This window comes from Chryseobacterium sp. YR221 (genome assembly GCF_900176315.1).
In the GTDB taxonomy this organism is placed as follows: domain Bacteria; phylum Bacteroidota; class Bacteroidia; order Flavobacteriales; family Weeksellaceae; genus Chryseobacterium; species Chryseobacterium rhizosphaerae.
In genome coordinates this window covers 733,774-752,593 of sequence record NZ_FWXM01000001.1, presented here as the reverse complement: position 1 = coordinate 752,593, position 18,820 = coordinate 733,774, and the positions used below count along the sequence as shown (strand labels likewise).

Below are 18,820 nucleotides of genomic sequence, written 5' to 3'. Positions count from 1 at the left end.
CATTTATTAAATCACACATCAATTTATTATGGAACAAACATTAGATATAAAGGCAAATAAAGTAAAAGAAACAGTAGGAAAACACGTTTTGGCGGATGGGTTTGACTTCGTGATGGACATTGAAAAATCTCACGGATCATGGCTTTACGACAAACTTACAGACAGAGAATATCTGGATATGTTCTCTATGTTTGCATCAGCTTCCGTAGGATATAACCACCCTTATCTGGTAGAAAGATCAGAGTGGTTAGGAAGAATGGCTGTCAACAAACCTACTTTAGCAGATGTTTACTCCGAAGAATATGCTCATTTCTTAGAAGTATTTGAAAGAGTAGTTATTCCTGAAGAATTACAATATGCTTTCTTTATCGAAGGCGGAACTTTAGGGGTTGAAAATGCTTTAAAGGCATGTTTCGACTGGAAGACCCGTAAAAACTTTGCAAAAGGACTTCAGACAGAAGCCGGAATCTGTATCCATTTCAGACAGGCTTTCCACGGAAGAAGCGGTTATACTTTAAGCTTAACCAACACTTCAGATCCAAGAAAATACCAATATTTTCCTTTATTTGACTGGCCAAGAATCCTAAATCCTAAATTATCATTCCCGATCACGGAAGAAAATCTGGAAGAAACCATTAAAAATGAAAAGCTTGCTTTATTACAAATTGAAGAAGCTATTTTGATGAATCCGGATAAAGTGGCTTGTATTATCATAGAGCCTATCCAGGCAGAAGGAGGTGATAACCATTTCAGAGACGAATTCTTATTAGGCTTAAGACAGCTTTGTGATCAAAATGAAATCTTACTTATTTTTGATGAAGTTCAGACCGGTATTGCCATTACAGGAAAAATGTGGGCTTTCCAGCACTTTACTGCAAAACCTGATATCATTTCTTTCGGTAAAAAAGCACAGGTTTGTGGAGTTTTAGCCAATAAAGAAAAATTTGATGAAGTTCCTAATAATGTATTCAGAGAAAGCTCAAGAATCAACTCTACTTTCGGAGGTAACTTTATCGATATGCTTCGTTTCCAATTGGTAATGGAGGTTATTGAAAAAGAAAATCTTGTAGAAAATGCCAGAGTCGTAGGAGACTTTTTGCTGGATAGCCTGAAAGCTCTTGCTGAGAAATATCCTGAGAAAATTTCCAATGCAAGAGGAAGAGGATTGATGTGCGCCATTGATCTTCCATCAGCCGGAGACCGAAATAAAATGATGAGTGAACTCTTCAATGACGGATTGATCATTTTACCATGCGGTGACCAGTCTTTACGCTTCAGACCTCACCTGAATGTTACTAAAGAGGAAATTCAGTTGGCACTGGATAAAATAGAAAACAATATTAACAAAATTTAAAACTAGGATTTGTAATTTTCAAAAAATCATTGTATATTTAGATACTCAAACAATATAGAATATGGAAAGAAGCACGAGAGTATCGGTTTTTGAAAGTGATAACCCTTCAGAAATTCAGTTGGTTAAGTCTAAATTGGATGATGCGCAAATTACAAACACAGTTGAAAATAATTATCTTACATTTACCACAACTCCCACGGCTACGTCGTTAAAAGTAATGGTAGATCTGCAGGATGAAAAAAGAGCATTTGAAATTGTAGATGCTTACCTTCAACAAAGTGAAAATCAATAAAACAATTTCATAATTTTAAATTTTACTACTTCGAACCGAAAATTAATTTTAATTAGTTTTCGGTTTTTTAATTAGCTGCTAATTATTAAAAAAAATAAAAATCATCAAAGGATTGAAAGAACAAAGTCTTGATTTTTAATCCTTTATTTCAAAAATTAAAGAACAATGAATCCAGAAATTACACTCAGAAAAGCGGAAATTGAAGACAGAGATATTATTTGGGGAATTATCCAGCAGTCTATTGAAAGAAGAAGACAGGATGGGAGCACACAATGGCAAAATGGATATCCTAACCTGGGAACGGTAGAAAGTGATATTGCCAAGGGTTTTGGATATGTTCTTACAGTAGATGGCGAAATTGCAGTCTTTGCTGCTTTGATTTTAAACGATGAACCTGCTTACAGTACCATTGAAGGAGCCTGGCTGAGTGATGGAGAATTTGTGGTAGTGCACAGAATTGCAGTAGATGAAAAGTTTGCAGGGCAGGGAATGGTGAAAAAACTTTTCGACCATATTGAAGATTTTACAAGATCCCATGAAATTCAGAGTGTAAAAGTAGATACGAATTACGATAATATTGCCATGTTGAAAATTCTGGAAGGCAAAGGATATTCCTATTGTGGAGAGGTTCTTTTGAAAGACGGAATGAGAAAAGCTTTTGAGAAGATTATAATTTAAGCCAAAAGTTAAATCAACTTTCATTGAATTTTTAAAAGAAACTGTATTTATAATCTCTATCATCTTTGTTCGTTTAGTTCTGAACTAATTTCTACTTTTGTTTAAATTTTTATAACATGCACCAAAGTATAGAAATTGATGAAAGAATATTTCAGGATGCTGTAAAGTTTTATGGCTTTCTTTTCAACATACCCCCATTAGCCTCAAAAATCTATTCCTACCTTCTTTTTGACTATGAGAAAGTAGGAATTACTTTTGACGAGTTTGTGGAAGTGCTTTCTGCAAGCAAAAGCTCCGTGTCCACAAGTATTTCATTACTTCTCAATATGCAGCTTATCGTAGACCACAACAAGATGGATGAGAGGAAAAGGTATTTTTTCACCAATGATGAATATAAGAAAATCCGATTCGAAAAAGTTGTCCAAAAGATGCAGGACGAATTGAAATTATTAGATGATTTAAACAATTTTAAAAAAAATAAAGACGATGAATACAACGAAAGAATAGAAGCCTATAAAGCACTACTTAATAAAAACATACAAAATATTCAGGAATCTCTTAATAAACTATAAAATGAATAATAAGCTAGTTATACTTTCCATTGCAGCGTTTTCACTGACTGCCTGCAAAAAAGAAGCTCCGAAACAGGATGGTGCCAAGCCTTATCCTGTTATTTCTGTGGAGGCAAAAAATATAGTAGGTTATCAGACGTTTCCGGCTACCATTCAGGGTAGGGTAAACAATGATGTGCGTGCAAAAATACAGGGTTATATCACCCAGCTATTGGTAGATGAAGGACAATATGTTACTAAGGGACAGCCTTTGTTTCGTCTGGAAACCAATATTCTGACTGAAAATGCAGCAGCATCCAAAGCAGGAATTGGTGCTGCAGAATCTACTATTGCAGCGGCTCAGGCTTCAGTAAATGCAGCTCAGCTTGAAGTCAACAAGCTAAAGCCATTGGTTCAGAAAAATATCATCAGTAACATTCAACTGCAGACAGCTCAGGCCAACCTGGCTCAGGCTCAGGCACAGCTGCAGCAGGCCAATGCGGCAAAAAGACAGGCTGTGGCCAATTACAAAGGGGTAGAGGCTAACATCGACTATTCTATCATCCGTGCGCCTATTTCAGGGGTTATCGGTAAACTTCCATTGAAAGTCGGGAGCTTGGTAGGACCGTCTGATCAGACTCCTCTGACTACTATTTCTGATACCTCTCAGATCTTTGCCTACTTTGCCATGAATGAAAAAGAATATTTTGATTTCCTTGAAAAATCTCCAGGAGCTTCCATGCCTGAGAAAATTAAAAACTTACCCATGGTTGAGCTTCAGCTAGCCAATGGAAGTCTTTATCCTGAAAAAGGAAAAATTGAAGCCATTACCGGTCAGATTGATCCTACAACAGGAACCATTCAGTTCAGGGTTGCTTTTTCTAATGCTCAGAAACTTTTAAGTAATGGTAACAGTGGAACCATCAGATTCCCACAACGATATGATAACGTATTGGTTGTTCCTGAAAGTGCTACCTACGAACAACAAGGTATTGTTTACGTATATAAAGTAGAAAAAGATACCGCTAAAAATGTTGTGATTAATGTGATTGACAGAATCGACAATATGGCTCTTATAAAATCAGGAGTTAATAAAGGAGAAGTCATAGTAGCTGCTGGTATCGGAGGTCTTAAACCGGGAACTGCCGTGAAGCCGAAACCAATCAAAATGGATAGTCTTGTTCAATCAATAAAACCGAAATTCTAATGATAAAAAACTTTATTAACAGACCGGTTTTATCTACCGTAATCTCAATTTTGATTGTGATTCTCGGTATTTTAGGACTTGTCTCGTTACCGGTTACACAGTATCCGGATATTGCACCACCTACGGTGAGTGTTTCCGCCAACTATACGGGAGCCAATGCTGAGACGGTGATGAAAAGTGTAGTGGTACCTTTGGAAGAGCAGATCAACGGGGTGGAAGGTATGGATTATATCACTTCCAGTGCTGGAAACGACGGTTCTGCCCAGATCCAGGTTTTCTTCAAACAAGGAATAGACCCGGATATTGCGGCAGTAAACGTACAGAATCGTGTGGCCAGAGCAACACCTTTATTACCTTCTGAAGTAACACGTTCAGGGGTTGTAACGCAAAAGCAGCAAACCAGTGCCTTGATGTATATGTCTTTCTATTCCGAAAATAAGGATCTGGATGACGTTTACCTTCAGAACTTTTTGAATATTAACATTATTCCAAACCTGAAAAGGGTAAATGGTGTAGGAGATGCCAACGTTTTCGGAGGTAAAAACTACTCGATGAGAATCTGGTTGGATCCTGCAAAAATGGCTGCCTACAGTGTAACACCTACAGATGTTACCAATGCGATCAACGAGCAGAGTAGAGAAGCTGCAGCGGGTTCTATTGGCCAGAACAGCGGAAGCTCTTTCGAGTATATCATCAAGTATGTAGGTAAATTCAACGATAAAGAACAGTATGATAATATCATCATAAAATCTCTTGCAAACGGACAAAACCTAATGTTGAAGGATGTAGCCAAAGTAGAGCTGGCAGGTCAGTCATACACAGGAATCGGGGAGAATGGAAATTCACCTTCCATCAGTATGGGGATCTTCCAGACGCCAGGTTCCAATGCCCAGGAGATTATTAAAAATATCAAAACGTATCTGAAATCAGCTGAGGGAACTTTTCCAAAGGGGGTAAAGTATACTTTTAACTTTGATACCAACGAATTCCTTGAAGCTTCTATTGAAAAGGTAGTACATACCCTGATCGAAGCTTTCATTCTGGTATTTATTGTAGTGTATATTTTCCTTCAGGACTTCAGATCTACACTGATTCCGGCCATCGCGGTTCCGGTATCTATTGTAGGGGCGTTCTTCTTCCTGAATCTTTTCGGATATTCACTAAACCTGTTAACCCTTTTTGCCTTGGTACTGGCTATCGGTATTGTGGTAGATGATGCCATCGTCGTCGTCGAGGCCGTTCATGCCAAGATGGAACATGGTATTTCCGATGCTAAAAAAGCGACGGTAGAAGCAATGGATGAGATTACAGGGGCTATTATTTCTATTACTTTGGTAATGGCAGCGGTATTTATTCCGGTGACGTTTATTACTGGACCTACAGGGGTATTCTACCAACAGTTTGGTATTACGCTGATTATAGCCATTATCATTTCAGCTATTAACGCATTAACCCTGAGTCCGGTTTTATGTTCATTATTCTTAAAACCTCACGCAGAGCATCATGCAGAGTACAAAAACTTAAACCTGTTACAGAAGTTCTTCTATAAGTTTAATATTGCTTTTAAAACAACTACTGAACGTTACGGAAGAGGGTTTGTGTTTCTGTTAAGACATAAATGGGTAACCCTGATTATTTTTGCTGTTACCGGAGGGATCTTATTCTGGGCAAGCAGCAGTATGAAAAAAGGGTTTGTACCTACAGAGGACAGAGGGATTATCTTTACAGATGTTCAGCTTCCTCCGGGAGCTTCTATGGAAAGAACTTATAACGCATTGAAAACACTTCAGGCTAAAGCATTAAAAGTTCCGGGAGTACAAAATGTAACGATTTCTACAGGACGAGGATTCTTATCCGGAAACGGAAGTAACAATGGTCTTGCCTTTGTTAAACTAAAACCATTTGAAGAAAGAAAAAAAGACGGACAGACTTCTGAGGATATTACTAAGAAATTATTTGGAATTGTAGGATCTGTTCCTGATGCCAAAGTTGTATTCTTTCAACCGCCAAGTGTACCAGGATTTGGTAACAGTGCAGGTTTTGAAATGGTATTGCTGGACAAATCAGGTGGAGAATATGCTGATCTGGATGATAAAACCAATGAATTTATCGGTAAGCTGATGCAGAGACCGGAAATTCAATTTGCTCAGACTTCATTCAATACAAAATATCCTCAGTATCAAATGGACATCAATGTTCCGTTAGCAAAACAGCTTGGGGTTTCCGTAAGTGATATCCTGGCTACTATGCAGGGGTATATTGGAGGTGTCTATACTGCTGACTTTACAAAATACGGAAAACAGTTCAGAGTAATGGTTCAGGCTCTTCCGGATAATAGAAAAAGTATTGATAACCTGAACGAGCTGTATGTTAAAACAGGTTCTGGGGTAATGTCTCCGATCTCACAGTTTGTTACGCTTACAAAAGCATACGGACCACAGTCGGTAAGCCGTTATAACCTGTTTACCTCAGTGAAGGTAACGGGGGCAAACTCTGAAGGATATAGTTCCGGAGATGCCATTACCGCTGTACAGCAGGTAGCCAATGAAACCCTGAATCAAAACTACGCAGTAGAATTTACCGGGTTGACCAGAGAAGAATTGAATTCAGGATCTCAGACGCTTCTTATTTTTGGGCTTAGTTTGATCTTCGTTTACTTTATCCTTTCTGCGCAGTATGAAAGCTATATTCTTCCGCTGATTGTTATTATTTCTCTTCCTCTTGGGGTAATGGGAGCTTACTTCGGACAGAAGATTATGGGCTTGGAAAATAATATTTATTTCCAGATTGCCCTGATCATGCTCGTGGGACTACTGGCGAAAAACGCGATTCTTATTGTCGAATTTGCTGTTCAGAGAAGACATCATGGTGAAACGATTGTCATGTCTGCCATCAATGCAGCTAAAGCCAGAGTAAGACCTATTCTAATGACATCTTTTGCCTTTATCTTCGGTTTACTGCCGTTAGTTCTTGCAAGTGGAATCGGGGCAGTGGGTAACAGATCAATTGCAACAGGAGCCGCTATTGGACTATTGATAGGAACTATTTTAGGATTATTTGTAATTCCTGTTCTGTATGTGATCTTTGAAACACTGCAGGAAAAAATTAAACCTCTCAAAAAAGAAGATATCAATTTAGCAGAATAAAAATAATGATTTAGAAAAGAGAAGTTAGACACTGGCTATCCGGCTAAAAACTAACTTCTCATTTCTGGATTCTAACTTCTAATTTTAAATAATGAAGAGTTTATTAAACATCATAAAAGGAATAACTTTTTCAGTTTTCATACTGGGAGCCATTACATCCTGTATGGCCAGAAAAGATTATGAAAGGCCGAAGAACGTTGTGGACGAAAAGCTTTTCCGTACAGATATGCTTCCTGCTGACAGTACCAATATTGCAGATATTTCGTGGAAGGAAATCTTTACAGATCCGGTACTTCAGGGACATATCTCTAAAGCTTTAGAGAATAACCTGGATATCAGGATTGCTTTACAAAGCATCAGTTCTGCGGAAGCTTACCTGAAACAAAGTAAAGCTGCTTATCAGCCTACCGTTTCTATTGGTCCTAACTATACTTTCCAGACTCAGTCTATCAACACGCAGTTTGGACAGATCATTGGAGACCGAAGATATGTTAATCAGTTTGATATTACAGCAAGTATTGGCTGGGAAGCAGATATTTGGGGTAAGCTGAAAGCTCAGGAAAAAGCACAGCTGGCTACTTATTTAGGCACAGTTGCTGCACATAAAGCAGTAAAAAGCAGCCTTGTTGCTTCTATTGCTTCTGCGTACTATCAGCTGTTGACTTTCGATGCTCAGAAAAAGATCATTACAGAAACTATTGACGTACGTGAGAAAAACTTAGAAACAACAAAAGCTTTGAAAATTTCTGGAACTGTTACAGAAGTGGCGGTACAGCAAAGTGAAGCCCTTGTTTTTAATGCAAAATCTCTATTGATTGATATCGATACACAGATCCAATCCCTTGAAAATACAATGAGTCTTCTCATGGGGGAACCTTCTCACGCTATTGCAAGATCTACACTGGAAAACCAGAATCTTCCTATTGACTTAAGATTAGGATATCCGACTCAGCTACTGGCTAACCGCCCGGATGTTATGAGAGCAGAGTATAATCTGATGAATGCTTTTGAATTGACCAATTCAGCTAAAGCTCAGTTTTATCCTACTTTAAAGATCACCGGAAGCGGAGGGCTTCAGTCTGTAGATATCGACCACCTGTTCAGTGTAAACTCATTGTTTGCCAATGTGGTGGCAGGGTTGGCTCAGCCTATTTTAAATAAGAGACAGATCAAGACAAACTATGATGTGAGTCTTGCCAATCAGGAAACGGCTTATTTAAACTTTAGAAAAACTGTGCTTACTGCAGGAAAAGAAGTTTCTGATGCCATCAGGGTATATTCTGTACAGGATTCTTTTATTGAATTAAAACAAAAAGAATTGGATGCCTACAAAAAATCAGTTGATTATTCTCAGGAATTGGTAAACTACGGTATGGCAAACTATCTTGAAGTTTTAAATGCAAGTGTGAATTCACTGAATGCGGAGCTTAATATCTCCAATGCACGATACAATAAAATGAAAGCTGGCGTAGAGCTTTATCAGGCTTTAGGCGGAGGCTGGAAATAATTTATATATCCTTTGAAAAAAAAGAGTTGTAGTTTTCCTGCAACTCTTTTTTTTGTTCACATCCCGATTACCACCATTCTCCGTTAAAGAGCATGTAGGAATCCGGATCATCCGGGCAAAAGCCGATACCACATTCAAAAAAAGTAGCCAGGCCGTTCGTTAAGGCCAGTAAAAAACAGATTCCAAAAGCCAGATTAGCTAATACCTTGAAACCAGGAGTAAGCTGATGATTTTCTTTTTTTTCAAATTGACCTGAAGACAGAAGCAAAAGCGCAATAGCCAGTATGCCGGAGAGAAAGGCAACAAGCGCCCAGCTATAAAGATGCATCCCCAATACAGGAGTTCCAAAACCATGGTCAGTGGGGCTTGGGCATACGTGAAGTAATATCTGTCGATAAGAAATTCCAGCTCCCAGCAATGCACTCAGGATAGACAACCCATAGTGTGCTGAACTAAATCCAAATCTGAGGTTTAAAAAGAGCCCAAACATAAGTCCAAAGAAACATAGCCGTTGTAATAAACATAAAGGACATGGATATTCATGCATTACAAACTGAAAATAATAAGCACCTGATAAAATAGCGGAAACGATTATTATTCCCAGGAAATTGATGTAGGCAATATTTTGATTATTCATAATAGTGTTTTTTAAAATTGAAGATTCAGTTCATTTGTTATATGATACTTTGCTGCTACAATAACAAGTAAAATACTTACTACGAATAAAATTATTGCCGGTTTTCTGCGATTTTTCCAGCCTAACCAGAATGCTAGCGCGAATGTTAAAAAAGGTAATGTCATCATAATGTGAATTTTTATTTGTTAAATATAAAAGAAAAATTTAATTTGCATATATGTATTTAACTACGTAGTTTTGTACTTTAAAATTCAAACACTATGAAATTGCAAATACATCCTATAGGAAATTCTTATTCGGAACAGGCTATTGATCTCATTCTTACGATTCAGCAAAAAGAATTTAATGTTCCGCTTACAATCCATGACCAGCCGGATCTTTTTGAGATTGAAAGTTTTTACACCGAAGCCGGAGGAAACTTCTGGGGAGCTTTTATAGACGGAGAGCTGGTAGGAACTATTGCTTTGGTCAAATTTGATGAAAGGGCAGGAGCGATCAGAAAAATGTTTGTGAAAAAAGAATTCCGGGGAAAAGAACTGAATATCGCACAGGAATTGCTGGAAATTTTAATTTCTTTCTGCCGAGAAAACGGAATAGATGATTTATATTTGGGAACCATCACAGTATTGAAAGCCGCTCAGCGGTTTTACGAACGGAACGATTTTGAAAAGATTGAGAAAGAAAAACTTCCGGCTCAATTTCCATTGATGGGTTCCGACGATATTTTTTATCATTTAAATACCACCTTATGAATGTCATTAATGAAGCAGGGATACTTGCTATTTCAACCAGACTGCACCGTCTGAGTGAACAATTAAGAAAAGATGGGGCTATGATCTATAAAGCATTTGGGATAGATTTTGAACTCAAATGGTTTCCGGTCATTTTTACCATATACAAGAAAGAAACAGCAAGTGTGGTTGAAATTGCTAATGAAATTGGGTATACCCATCCTTCCACTATAACTCTGCTTAAAGAACTTGAAAAGCTCAAAATTTTGGAATGGAAAAAAGATATCAGTGATGAGCGTAAAAGGCTCTTTCTGTTAACGGCTAAAGGTATTGAGCTGGTTGAAAAAATGAAACCTGTATGGGAATTGGTCGCCATAGTATTGAGTGAAATCGCAGATAATGAAAATAATCTCCTAAAAGCCATTGATGAAGCTGAAGAAAAAATTGCCAATCAGTCTTTTTACCAGAGAGCAATGCAGATTAAGAATTCAAAATAAAAAACTGACCGGCTGTAGGGGGTATGATTTTATTACTACAGTCATTTTTTCAAGGTCGAGCAAATATTATAAAACCCGCCAGAATTGGCGGGTTTTATTGATGTATAATTCGGATAATTCTGTATTAGAATCTGAAAGTGGCTGCAACAGACCAGGTTCTTCCAAATCCAAGGAATCCTGTATTGCCGTCAGCTACGCCCTGATAAACTCTTCCAGCTTCCTGGTATGTTTTCCCGGCATCCGGACCATTGGCAATTTTATCACCTGCAAAAATATTGGAGCTTAGCTCAGAAATATAATACTTATTGAATAAGTTATACACATTAGCTCTTAATGTCAAAGATTTTTTCTGATCGATAATGAATTTATAAGTAGCCCCTACATCAAATAAATGATAGCTTGGTAATTTTACAATCCCTTTTTCTCTTGCTGCTTCAGTAAGGAAGTTGATAGGGTTGAATTGCGCATAAAGCTTGTCATAATATTCCCAGTTAGCATCAATGCTGAAAGCTTTGGTGATATTATAATCAGCCCCGATGCTTGCTGTTGTTTGTGCAGCATCTCCTACCTTCAGATCTTTGATGTTGATGATTCCTGTTGCTCCGGATACTTCCTGGTTGCTCTGAACATCCATGATGTTGAAATTTGCATTTCCTTTGTACTTCCAGTTTCCTAATGATAACATCCCTCTAAGTCTAAGGTTAGAAAGCGGTCTTGCCTTCGCTTCCAATTCAACTCCCTGGTGTACTTGTCCAACATTCAGGGCGTTGTAGAAATAAGCATTTCCAAGTTTTAATTGAGAGAAATTGGCAACATCTGCAGCACCAGCATTGAATGTTCTTGAAATGAATCTGTCATCCCACTGTGTTCTGTAAGCGTTGATATTAACATCTACATAACGGGATTTGAACCCATATCCTAACTCTACAGAGAAGATTCTTTCATTCTTCGCATCATTGTAAATATTCTGGTTTGATGGGAATAAAGCATTAAATAAAGGCTGTCTTGAAATCACTCCTGTATTGAAAAATACGTTATGATGCTGGTCGATATTATAATTGGCACCTCCTTTTACAATATATCCCGTTTTGTGATACCATTTGGTTTCCTGATTTCCGGGAGTGTACAGCATATAGTCTATTCTCTTGTAATACTGTTCGGAAACTGATGCCTGCACAGAGGCGCTTAGCTTTTCTGAACTGTATTCAACCATTCCATACATACCCGCCCATTTTACCAAACCTTCATTGTATATAGATACTTTCTGAGCATTATTCAGCTTGGTAAGAGGTTCCGGTTTTACAGTTTGGTCTACATAAGATCCCTTTGGAGCATTTACCGTATTGGGAATATACAATGCATCAGAACCCAACATATCAGTCACAATATCATAAAGTGCTCCTTTATACGTCTTAAGGTCGATCCCTCCGTTAAAAGTCCAGTTGTTCTTTTTGTAATTAAGATCCGCGATTGCTCCATACCAGTCATGAGAATTAATACTTTGCTTTCTCACAATACCGCTGGTTCCGTTTAAAGTCGATACATACTGTCCGTTATGATCAGCCGGAGAACCTGCAGGAGCCGTAAAGGTTGATTTCTGGAATGAATTTCCATTATAATCGGTTACCAGACCTCCTCTGTTGTAACGGTAAATCATATCCCAGTTGATAGTACCGTCTCCGCCTTGTCCGTAATTCATGAAATTCATGGTTTGTCCGTTAGCGTTTTTGATAGAACCATTAAGTCCGGTACCACCGCCACCACGTCCCCAGGAGCCATAAACAACTGTGGAAAGCTTCAGGGCATCATTAATATTCCAGTCCCAGTTAAGTGACGCAATAGGTTTGTGATAGAAATTAGGAGCTAAATTGAAGGAAGAACCATTTAGCATTCCTGTTTGTGGGTTGTATCTTCTTCCGTAAGTTTCAAACTGTTGTAGAGTGGCTACATTCGCCCCGGTGGCAGAAGATCTTCTTGTGTCGTGTACCTGTGGTGCACCCGTCGCAATCAAATTGAATGCATGTTTTTCATTGGGCTTAAATCCTGTAGAGAAAAACCATGAATATCCTTCTCCTTTGGTTCCGTTGATATAACCGTCACCTTGCCAACGGGAAAGCAATACTGTAGTTCCCCATTTATTTTTTAATCCGGAAGAATACATAGCTGATACTCTGGAGTAGTTATCGTTACCCGCTTCCGCCTTTATCATTGCTTTTTGCTCAGAATCGGTAGCTTTGGTTACAATATTTATTGTTCCTCCTACAGATGGCACTACAAATTTAGAAGCTCCAAGCCCTCTCTGAATCTGAATATTGCTCGCAATATCTGCTAGCCCCGTCCAGTTAGACCAATATACAGTACCTCCCTGCATATCGTTAACAGGCTGTCCGTTGATGATAACCGCAATGTTGGCACCATCAAAACCCCTCATGTTAATTCTGCTGTCTCCAAATCCACCACCTACTTTGGTGACGTACACGGATGGAGTAGACTTCATAATTTCGGGAAATTCTCTGTTCCCTAATTTTTCCTGAATTTCAGCTGCCTTAATGGTGGAAACTGCAACAGGTGTTTTTCTTTCTTTGGCTGTTTGGGAAAGGTTCCTTCCCACTAACATCACCTCATCAATAGATTTAGATTTTTCTAAAGAATCCTTCGTACTCTGTGCATAATATATGCCGGCCGTTGGTAGTACAAGCGCTATAAGTAGTCGCTTTTTAAAAATAATGCTCATGAAATAAACTAGCGTTTTTGAGTTTAAGGCTGCAAATATGGATATTTATTTTTTAATAGAGTATTAAATCTTTATTACGTGATTTCATAAAGAAGGGAATATGGGGATAACGGCTATTTTTTGCGAGTCAATACAAGTGCTTCACTGGTTTCATTTACAGGCTATTAGGGTGTGGGTACGCAATTTGTTAAGTGTGATTGTATTTGTTGTTAAAAATTTTAATCATATGATCTTTAATTTGTGAAAATGATCTTTTGGTAAATAATCTGTGATAAAGCGCTTATCTTTATCCATAAGATAGATCATTTTTAGAAAAATCAGCTTTCATGCAGGCTGTTTATCCATCTTTTGTATTAGGATTTTATGGTTGATCTTTGTCATGAAAAATTTCTTTTCCGTATCATAAAATTTCCTTTTCGTATCATCCGATGGTAAGCATAATACTATTTTTGAAAGAATATAATCTGTATTACTATTATTATGAAAAACTCGCTGTTATTCTTACTGCCTTTCCTGATCCCGGGTTTATCATTGGCTCAACAATATCATCCGCTAACTGCCCAGGAAGGAGAAAAAAGACTGTTGCCTCAGTTTCAGGTTACGGGTCATATTCCGATTCAGTATATGACATTTGAAGAAGTAAAAAAAGATCGTAAAATTCAGAAAGAAATGGCCTGGCCGGAACTGAAAAACAAAGACAGTATTGAAGTAACACGCTCTAAAATTCCTGGACTGAATGCAAAAGATCCAGAAATTCCGGTAACGATTTACAAACCCAAAAATTCAAAAAAACTGCCCATATTTCTTTGGTTTCATGGTGGTGGTTTTGTATATGGAACCGCAAAATGGGATCATCAGCGATGTGCAGATTATGCATTGAAAGGAAATGCTGTAGTTATCAATATAGAGTACCGTTTCGCCCCGGAAAACCCTTTTCCGGCAGCCCTTCATGATGCGTATGCTTCATTATTATGGGCCTATAAAAATGCTGAAAGTATAGGTGGGAATCCAAACCTGATTGCTGTGGGAGGTTCCAGTGCGGGAGCTGGTATTTCCGGAGGCCTGGCCCAATATACCAGGGATCAGAAAGGTCCTAAAATCAGTTTACAGGTTCTGGAAATTCCGCCGGGGGATTTCAATATGGATTATCCGTCGGTCATTGAATTTAAAAGAATTCGGGGGCTTAAAGGTGACGACTTTCCGGTTTTAAAAGACTTTTACATAGGAAAAAATGGGAATCCACAAGAGAAATATGTGCTGCCCGGAAATACTAAAGATCTTTCCAATCTTCCAGCAACGGTTATTTTTGTTGCAGGAACAGATCCTTTGCGGGATAGTGGATTGGTGTACGCTGACCGGCTGATAAAAGCAGGTATTTTTACAGAATTACACCTCTTTGCAGGTTATGCCCACGGAATGCCACTCCCGGAAAGTATGGAGATCACGCTGAGAATGATGAAGCAGTTTCTTAAATAATCAGGGTAGAAATGAGGAAAGGAAATCTGAATTCAGGACAGTCAGAAAAAAACAATATTCCACAGATTGAGATAAAGAAGAAATATTTTCCTTACTATTGATGTAAATAACGCAGTATCATCAGAAATATTGAAGGCTATTATATTATCTGACTGCGATTTCCTTAATATGTTAAAATTAAAATAATGCAGTACCCACACAAAATATCTTTAATTGCCATTTTATTTTCTTCCATTGCGTTTTCCCAGACGTATAAAACTTCTTCAACAGTTTTATCCGGAAAAGAATTTCCGAAAATAGACGCAGAGAGAAAAGCTGAATTTCAGGTGTATTTTCCTGATGCCAAATCTGTAATTTTAGATGGAGGTGATGGAATGAAAAGTATAAAATCCTCTGCTTCCAAAGGTGAAAATGGCTTTTGGAACATTTCTACCAGCCCTATGGAAATAGGTTTTCATTATTACTGGTTTAATGTGGATGGTCAACGTACAAATGATCCCAATACCCAGCTGTATTTTGGATACAGCCAACCGACCAGCGGAATTGAAGTTCCTTCGGGAGAAGATTTTTTTCTGGAGAAAAATGTAAAGCACGGAAAAATTGTTAACGACAGTCTGAGGTCAGAAATAACCCATGGCACACGGAAATTTAAAGTATACCTTCCTCCCAATTACGGATCCGAAAAACTTCCCGTTTTATATCTTTACCATGGTACCGGAGAAGATATTACCGGCTGGGAAAAACAAGGCTACATCCTTCACATCCTTGATAACCTTTTTGCAGAAAATAAGGCTAAGAAAATGATAGTGGTTATGGATTATGGCGTAGCCCTGAATCCTGAACAGGAAAAAATGCCGGACAACTATCCCAGAACTGTTCTTTCTTCTAAAAATCTAGACAAAATTGTTATCCAAGAACTGGTTCCCTATATTGAAAAAAAATATAAAACCTCTGGCAAGAAAGCTATTGCGGGACTTTCCCGTGGCAGTTACCAGGCCATGCTGATTGGGGTTTCCCACCCGGAGGTATTCTCGGCCATTGGGGCATTTAGCCCGGTAATTTATGAAGGGACCGAGGCAGAGCCTTTTAAAGAACTCCCGATCGGAAACTTATTAAAGTCTAAGAAAAGACCTTATTTCTTTATAGGAATTGGGGAAAAAGAAGATGTGTTATTTTTTAAATTTAATGAGGTGCTAACGACTTTTCTACATCAGAATAATTACCCTTATTTCCAATATAAATCTCCCGAAACCCGTCATGAATGGCTGACCTGGAGAAGATCACTTTATCAGTTCTCACAACATATTTTCAAGTGATAAAACATGATATTTGTCATGTTTTATAATTTTATTAACTTGCATTCAATAAATTACCGTTTTATGGAATTACTCCTTCCTTACCTGGAGCCGGATGGTTTTAAACAGGGTCTGATTCAGGATTACAGATTTTGTGACAAAGATTTCCTGAACTCTACTGTTCTGGAGATGCCTGAGGATTTGGGAAGCGGGAAGCTGATTCTTTTCAGCAAAAGAAATTTTCACTTTTTCCGGGGGAAATGGAACTTTCATGAAGAAACTATTTTCCATTCTCCACATAAAGTAGGAGATAATGGAATGATGGATTTCCGGATCAATAAAGAAGGAAAAATCAGCAGCAATTTCATTAATGATGAAAAAAAGTTCGAGCATAATACTACTGATATTGATGGGGTAAGAATTTTTGTTCCTAAAAATCTTTTTTCAAAAGATAACGGACTGCTGAAGGAGAAGCTGGAAAATGCACAACGCAATTACCTGAGCCAGGAAAAACTGAAAACTATTTTCGATACTCCGTTTGATGATGCGTCCTGCAGTATTATCCTCGAAAGCAGAATTCTGGAGTTCTTAAGCTATTGGATTCATTATCTTCTTTCTGATGAGAAGACTTTTGAACACAAAAAGGCATTTGAAGACAAAATAAAACTGGCAAAAGATTTTGTGGACACCAATGCATTCCAAACTTTGGCGATCAGGGAAATCAGCAGATATTGTGGACTCAACAGCAGTGATCTTAAAAAAGGATTTAAAGATTACACCCGATTGCCTATTCATCAATACATCATTAAAACCAGGATGGAAAAAGCCCGATCCATGCTTCTGGAAACCGAAAAATCAGTAGGGGAGATCAGTGACTGTATTGGATATAATAATCGTGGGCATTTTTCTCAGCTTTATCTCCGTCATTTCGGAAAACTTCCTTCCGAAGAACGCCAGTAAAACTTAAACACTTTTCTATGGAATGTTGTGAATGTTGTCTATTTCAACGTTTGCAAGAGGTTGTATTTTTATACGCTTTAAAAAAATTTCTTTTTCGTATCACGGAATTTCCTTTTCGTGTCAGCATCTGTTCAGCATATCATTAATTTGGAGTTAAGATTAGTTCATATGAAATATCCTTTAATCAAGGCTCTTTTCATATCAACATTAACTCAATATGAACAAAACTATGCTGAACTTATCAATTTTAGTGGAAGAAAGCGCAAGAAGGAACCCTGAAAAACCTGCCTTAAGCCTTGGAGAAACTACGATCAATTATAGAATTTTCCATGAAAAAGTCTGTCAGGCGGCCAATGCGTTTACAAAAAAGGGAATCGGTTACGGGGACAAAGTTGCTTTGCTCTGTCCTAATATTCCTCAATTCCCGATTATTTTTTTCGCTATATTAAAAACAGGAGCAACAGTTGTACCCTTTAGTATTTTTCTTAAACCTGAAGAGATTGCTTATCAACTTTCCGACTCAGACAGCACCCTGTTTTTGTGTTTTGCAGGAACTCCGGAAATGCCTGTGGGACAATTCGGAAAGGAAGGCTTTGCTCAAAGCGGATCATGCAGAGATTTTATCAGCATAGGTCATCTGGCCGAAGATATCCTGAATTTTGATGATTTAATTAAAGATGAAAAAACCGATTTTGAATCATATATGACCTCATCGGAAGACACAGCGGTCATTATTTATACTTCAGGGACTACAGGGAGACCCAAAGGAGCAGAACTTTCGCATATTAACCTTTTTACCAATGCAGAAGCCAGTACCACCATAGTTGGGGCGGCTGAATTTGAGGCTCAGCTTGTTGTTTTACCATTATTTCACATCTTTGGCTTGACGGTGATGTTGCTTGCAGGAATCCGGAAATCGCTTCATCTTATCCTGCTTCCAAAATTTTCTGCCCAATCAGTGTATCAGCTGATTACCCGTTTTGATATCAGAATTTTTGCCGGCGTTCCCTCTATGTATTGGGTGCTTCTGAATGAAGAAGATACCAAGGAAAATACCCATAGTATTAAAAAACTGAGAATCTGTATTTCCGGAGGAGCTTCTCTTCCTGTAAAAATCATTGACGAATTTGAAACCCGTTTCGAGGTTCCTATTATTGAAGGGTATGGAATGTCTGAAGGTTCTCCTGTGGTGACATTCAATCAGATGGCAGTGGGGAGAAAGGCTGGCTCGATTGGAACTCCGATTTGGGGTGTTGAGGTAAAGATCGTGGATGATCAGGGCAATGAACTTCCGGTTGGGGAAAAAGGAGAGTTGATCTACCGTGGTCCCAATGTGATGAAAGCCTATTACAAAAGAAATCAGGAAACTGAAGAAGTTCTGAAAAACGGATGGATGTTTTCCGGAGATATTGCCATAAAGGATGAAGATGGTTTTTTTTTCATTGTTGACCGTAAAAAGGAGGTGATTATCAGAGGCGGCATGAATGTTTATCCCCGTGAAGTGGAGGAAGTGATGATGAGGAATCCTGATATTTCTATGGTTGCCATTATCGGCATCGATGATGAAAAACTGGGTGAAGAAATTAAAGCTTTCGTGGTGAGAACAAAAGAAAGCAAAGCTTCCGAAGAAGATATCAAACTGTGGATAAAAGAAAGAATTGCCAAGTATAAATATCCGAGAATCATAGAATTTATTGATGAACTGCCTTTAAATGCCACAGGAAAAATACTTAAAAAGAATTTAAAAAACTAACT

Annotated in this window: 16 protein-coding genes; 13 read left to right on the top strand and 3 right to left on the bottom strand. The window is 38.1% G+C overall.

Features of this window, described 5'->3' with window-relative positions:
* The first annotated feature begins 28 nt into the window (after window positions 1-28).
* The 7 genes from lat (at window position 29) to B8967_RS03425 (ending at window position 8,735) form a co-directional block, all read left to right on the top strand.
* Complete coding sequence (lat, locus tag B8967_RS03455; protein WP_084084431.1) at window positions 29-1,354, top strand: L-lysine 6-transaminase; 1,326 nt, start codon at window positions 29-31, stop codon at window positions 1,352-1,354.
* A 61-nt stretch (window positions 1,355-1,415) separates the two neighbouring features.
* Complete coding sequence (locus B8967_RS03450; protein WP_047495952.1) at window positions 1,416-1,646, top strand: DUF2007 domain-containing protein; 231 nt, start codon at window positions 1,416-1,418, stop codon at window positions 1,644-1,646.
* 165 nt (window positions 1,647-1,811) lie between these two features.
* Window positions 1,812-2,324, top strand: coding sequence for a GNAT family N-acetyltransferase (locus B8967_RS03445; protein ID WP_047495949.1), 513 nt, complete (start codon window positions 1,812-1,814; stop codon window positions 2,322-2,324).
* A gap of 116 nt (window positions 2,325-2,440) precedes the next feature.
* A complete protein-coding gene (locus B8967_RS03440; RefSeq protein WP_047495947.1) occupies window positions 2,441-2,896 on the top strand; it encodes a transcriptional regulator in 456 nt (151 codons plus the stop codon).
* A gap of 1 nt (window position 2,897) precedes the next feature.
* Window positions 2,898-4,082, top strand: a complete 1,185-nt coding sequence (locus tag B8967_RS03435; protein ID WP_047495945.1) for an efflux RND transporter periplasmic adaptor subunit — start codon at window positions 2,898-2,900, stop codon at window positions 4,080-4,082.
* Window positions 4,082-7,228, top strand: coding sequence for an efflux RND transporter permease subunit (locus B8967_RS03430; protein WP_047495942.1), 3,147 nt, complete (start codon window positions 4,082-4,084; stop codon window positions 7,226-7,228). Before B8967_RS03435 ends, B8967_RS03430 begins: the two co-directional genes overlap by 1 nt.
* 91 nt (window positions 7,229-7,319) lie before the next feature.
* Window positions 7,320-8,735 (top strand): TolC family protein, encoded by a 1,416-nt coding sequence (locus B8967_RS03425; protein ID WP_052188800.1) that lies wholly within the window; start codon window positions 7,320-7,322, stop codon window positions 8,733-8,735.
* A 67-nt stretch (window positions 8,736-8,802) separates the two neighbouring features.
* Here the strand turns inward: B8967_RS03425 and B8967_RS03420 are convergent, their stop codons facing one another.
* Both B8967_RS03420 and B8967_RS22745 read right to left on the bottom strand, forming a co-directional pair.
* Window positions 8,803-9,372: a disulfide bond formation protein B gene (locus B8967_RS03420; RefSeq protein WP_084084429.1), complete on the bottom strand. Its 570-nt coding sequence runs from the start codon at window positions 9,370-9,372 to the stop codon at window positions 8,803-8,805.
* Between the two features lie 11 nt (window positions 9,373-9,383).
* On the bottom strand, window positions 9,384-9,536 hold the full coding sequence (locus tag B8967_RS22745; RefSeq protein WP_373866355.1) for a DUF5993 family protein: 153 nt from the start codon (window positions 9,534-9,536) through the stop codon (window positions 9,384-9,386).
* A 96-nt stretch (window positions 9,537-9,632) separates the two neighbouring features.
* Between B8967_RS22745 and B8967_RS03415 the strand changes: the two genes are divergently transcribed.
* A complete protein-coding gene (locus tag B8967_RS03415; RefSeq protein WP_084084427.1) occupies window positions 9,633-10,124 on the top strand; it encodes a GNAT family N-acetyltransferase in 492 nt (163 codons plus the stop codon).
* Window positions 10,121-10,600 (top strand): MarR family winged helix-turn-helix transcriptional regulator, encoded by a 480-nt coding sequence (locus B8967_RS03410; RefSeq protein WP_047493004.1) that lies wholly within the window; start codon window positions 10,121-10,123, stop codon window positions 10,598-10,600. The genes B8967_RS03415 and B8967_RS03410 overlap by 4 nt, the downstream gene beginning before the upstream one ends.
* A gap of 124 nt (window positions 10,601-10,724) precedes the next feature.
* Here the strand turns inward: B8967_RS03410 and B8967_RS03405 are convergent, their stop codons facing one another.
* Window positions 10,725-13,334 carry a TonB-dependent receptor gene (locus B8967_RS03405; protein ID WP_084084425.1) on the bottom strand — a complete coding sequence of 870 codons (2,610 nt, stop codon included), beginning with the start codon at window positions 13,332-13,334 and terminating at the stop codon, window positions 10,725-10,727.
* Window positions 13,335-13,814: 480 nt separating this feature from the next.
* On the opposite strand from B8967_RS03405, the gene B8967_RS03400 reads away from it, so the two are divergent.
* From B8967_RS03400 to B8967_RS03385, 4 genes are all read left to right on the top strand, one after another.
* Window positions 13,815-14,810 (top strand): alpha/beta hydrolase, encoded by a 996-nt coding sequence (locus B8967_RS03400; RefSeq protein ID WP_084084423.1) that lies wholly within the window; start codon window positions 13,815-13,817, stop codon window positions 14,808-14,810.
* A 185-nt stretch (window positions 14,811-14,995) separates the two neighbouring features.
* Window positions 14,996-16,126, top strand: a complete 1,131-nt coding sequence (locus B8967_RS03395) for an alpha/beta hydrolase-fold protein (RefSeq protein ID WP_084084421.1) — start codon at window positions 14,996-14,998, stop codon at window positions 16,124-16,126.
* Window positions 16,127-16,189: 63 nt separating this feature from the next.
* Window positions 16,190-17,065, top strand: coding sequence for a helix-turn-helix transcriptional regulator (locus B8967_RS03390; RefSeq protein ID WP_179140023.1), 876 nt, complete (start codon window positions 16,190-16,192; stop codon window positions 17,063-17,065).
* 229 nt (window positions 17,066-17,294) lie between these two features.
* Window positions 17,295-18,818, top strand: coding sequence for a long-chain-fatty-acid--CoA ligase (locus B8967_RS03385; protein ID WP_084084938.1), 1,524 nt, complete (start codon window positions 17,295-17,297; stop codon window positions 18,816-18,818).
* The last annotated feature ends 2 nt before the right edge of the window (window positions 18,819-18,820 follow it).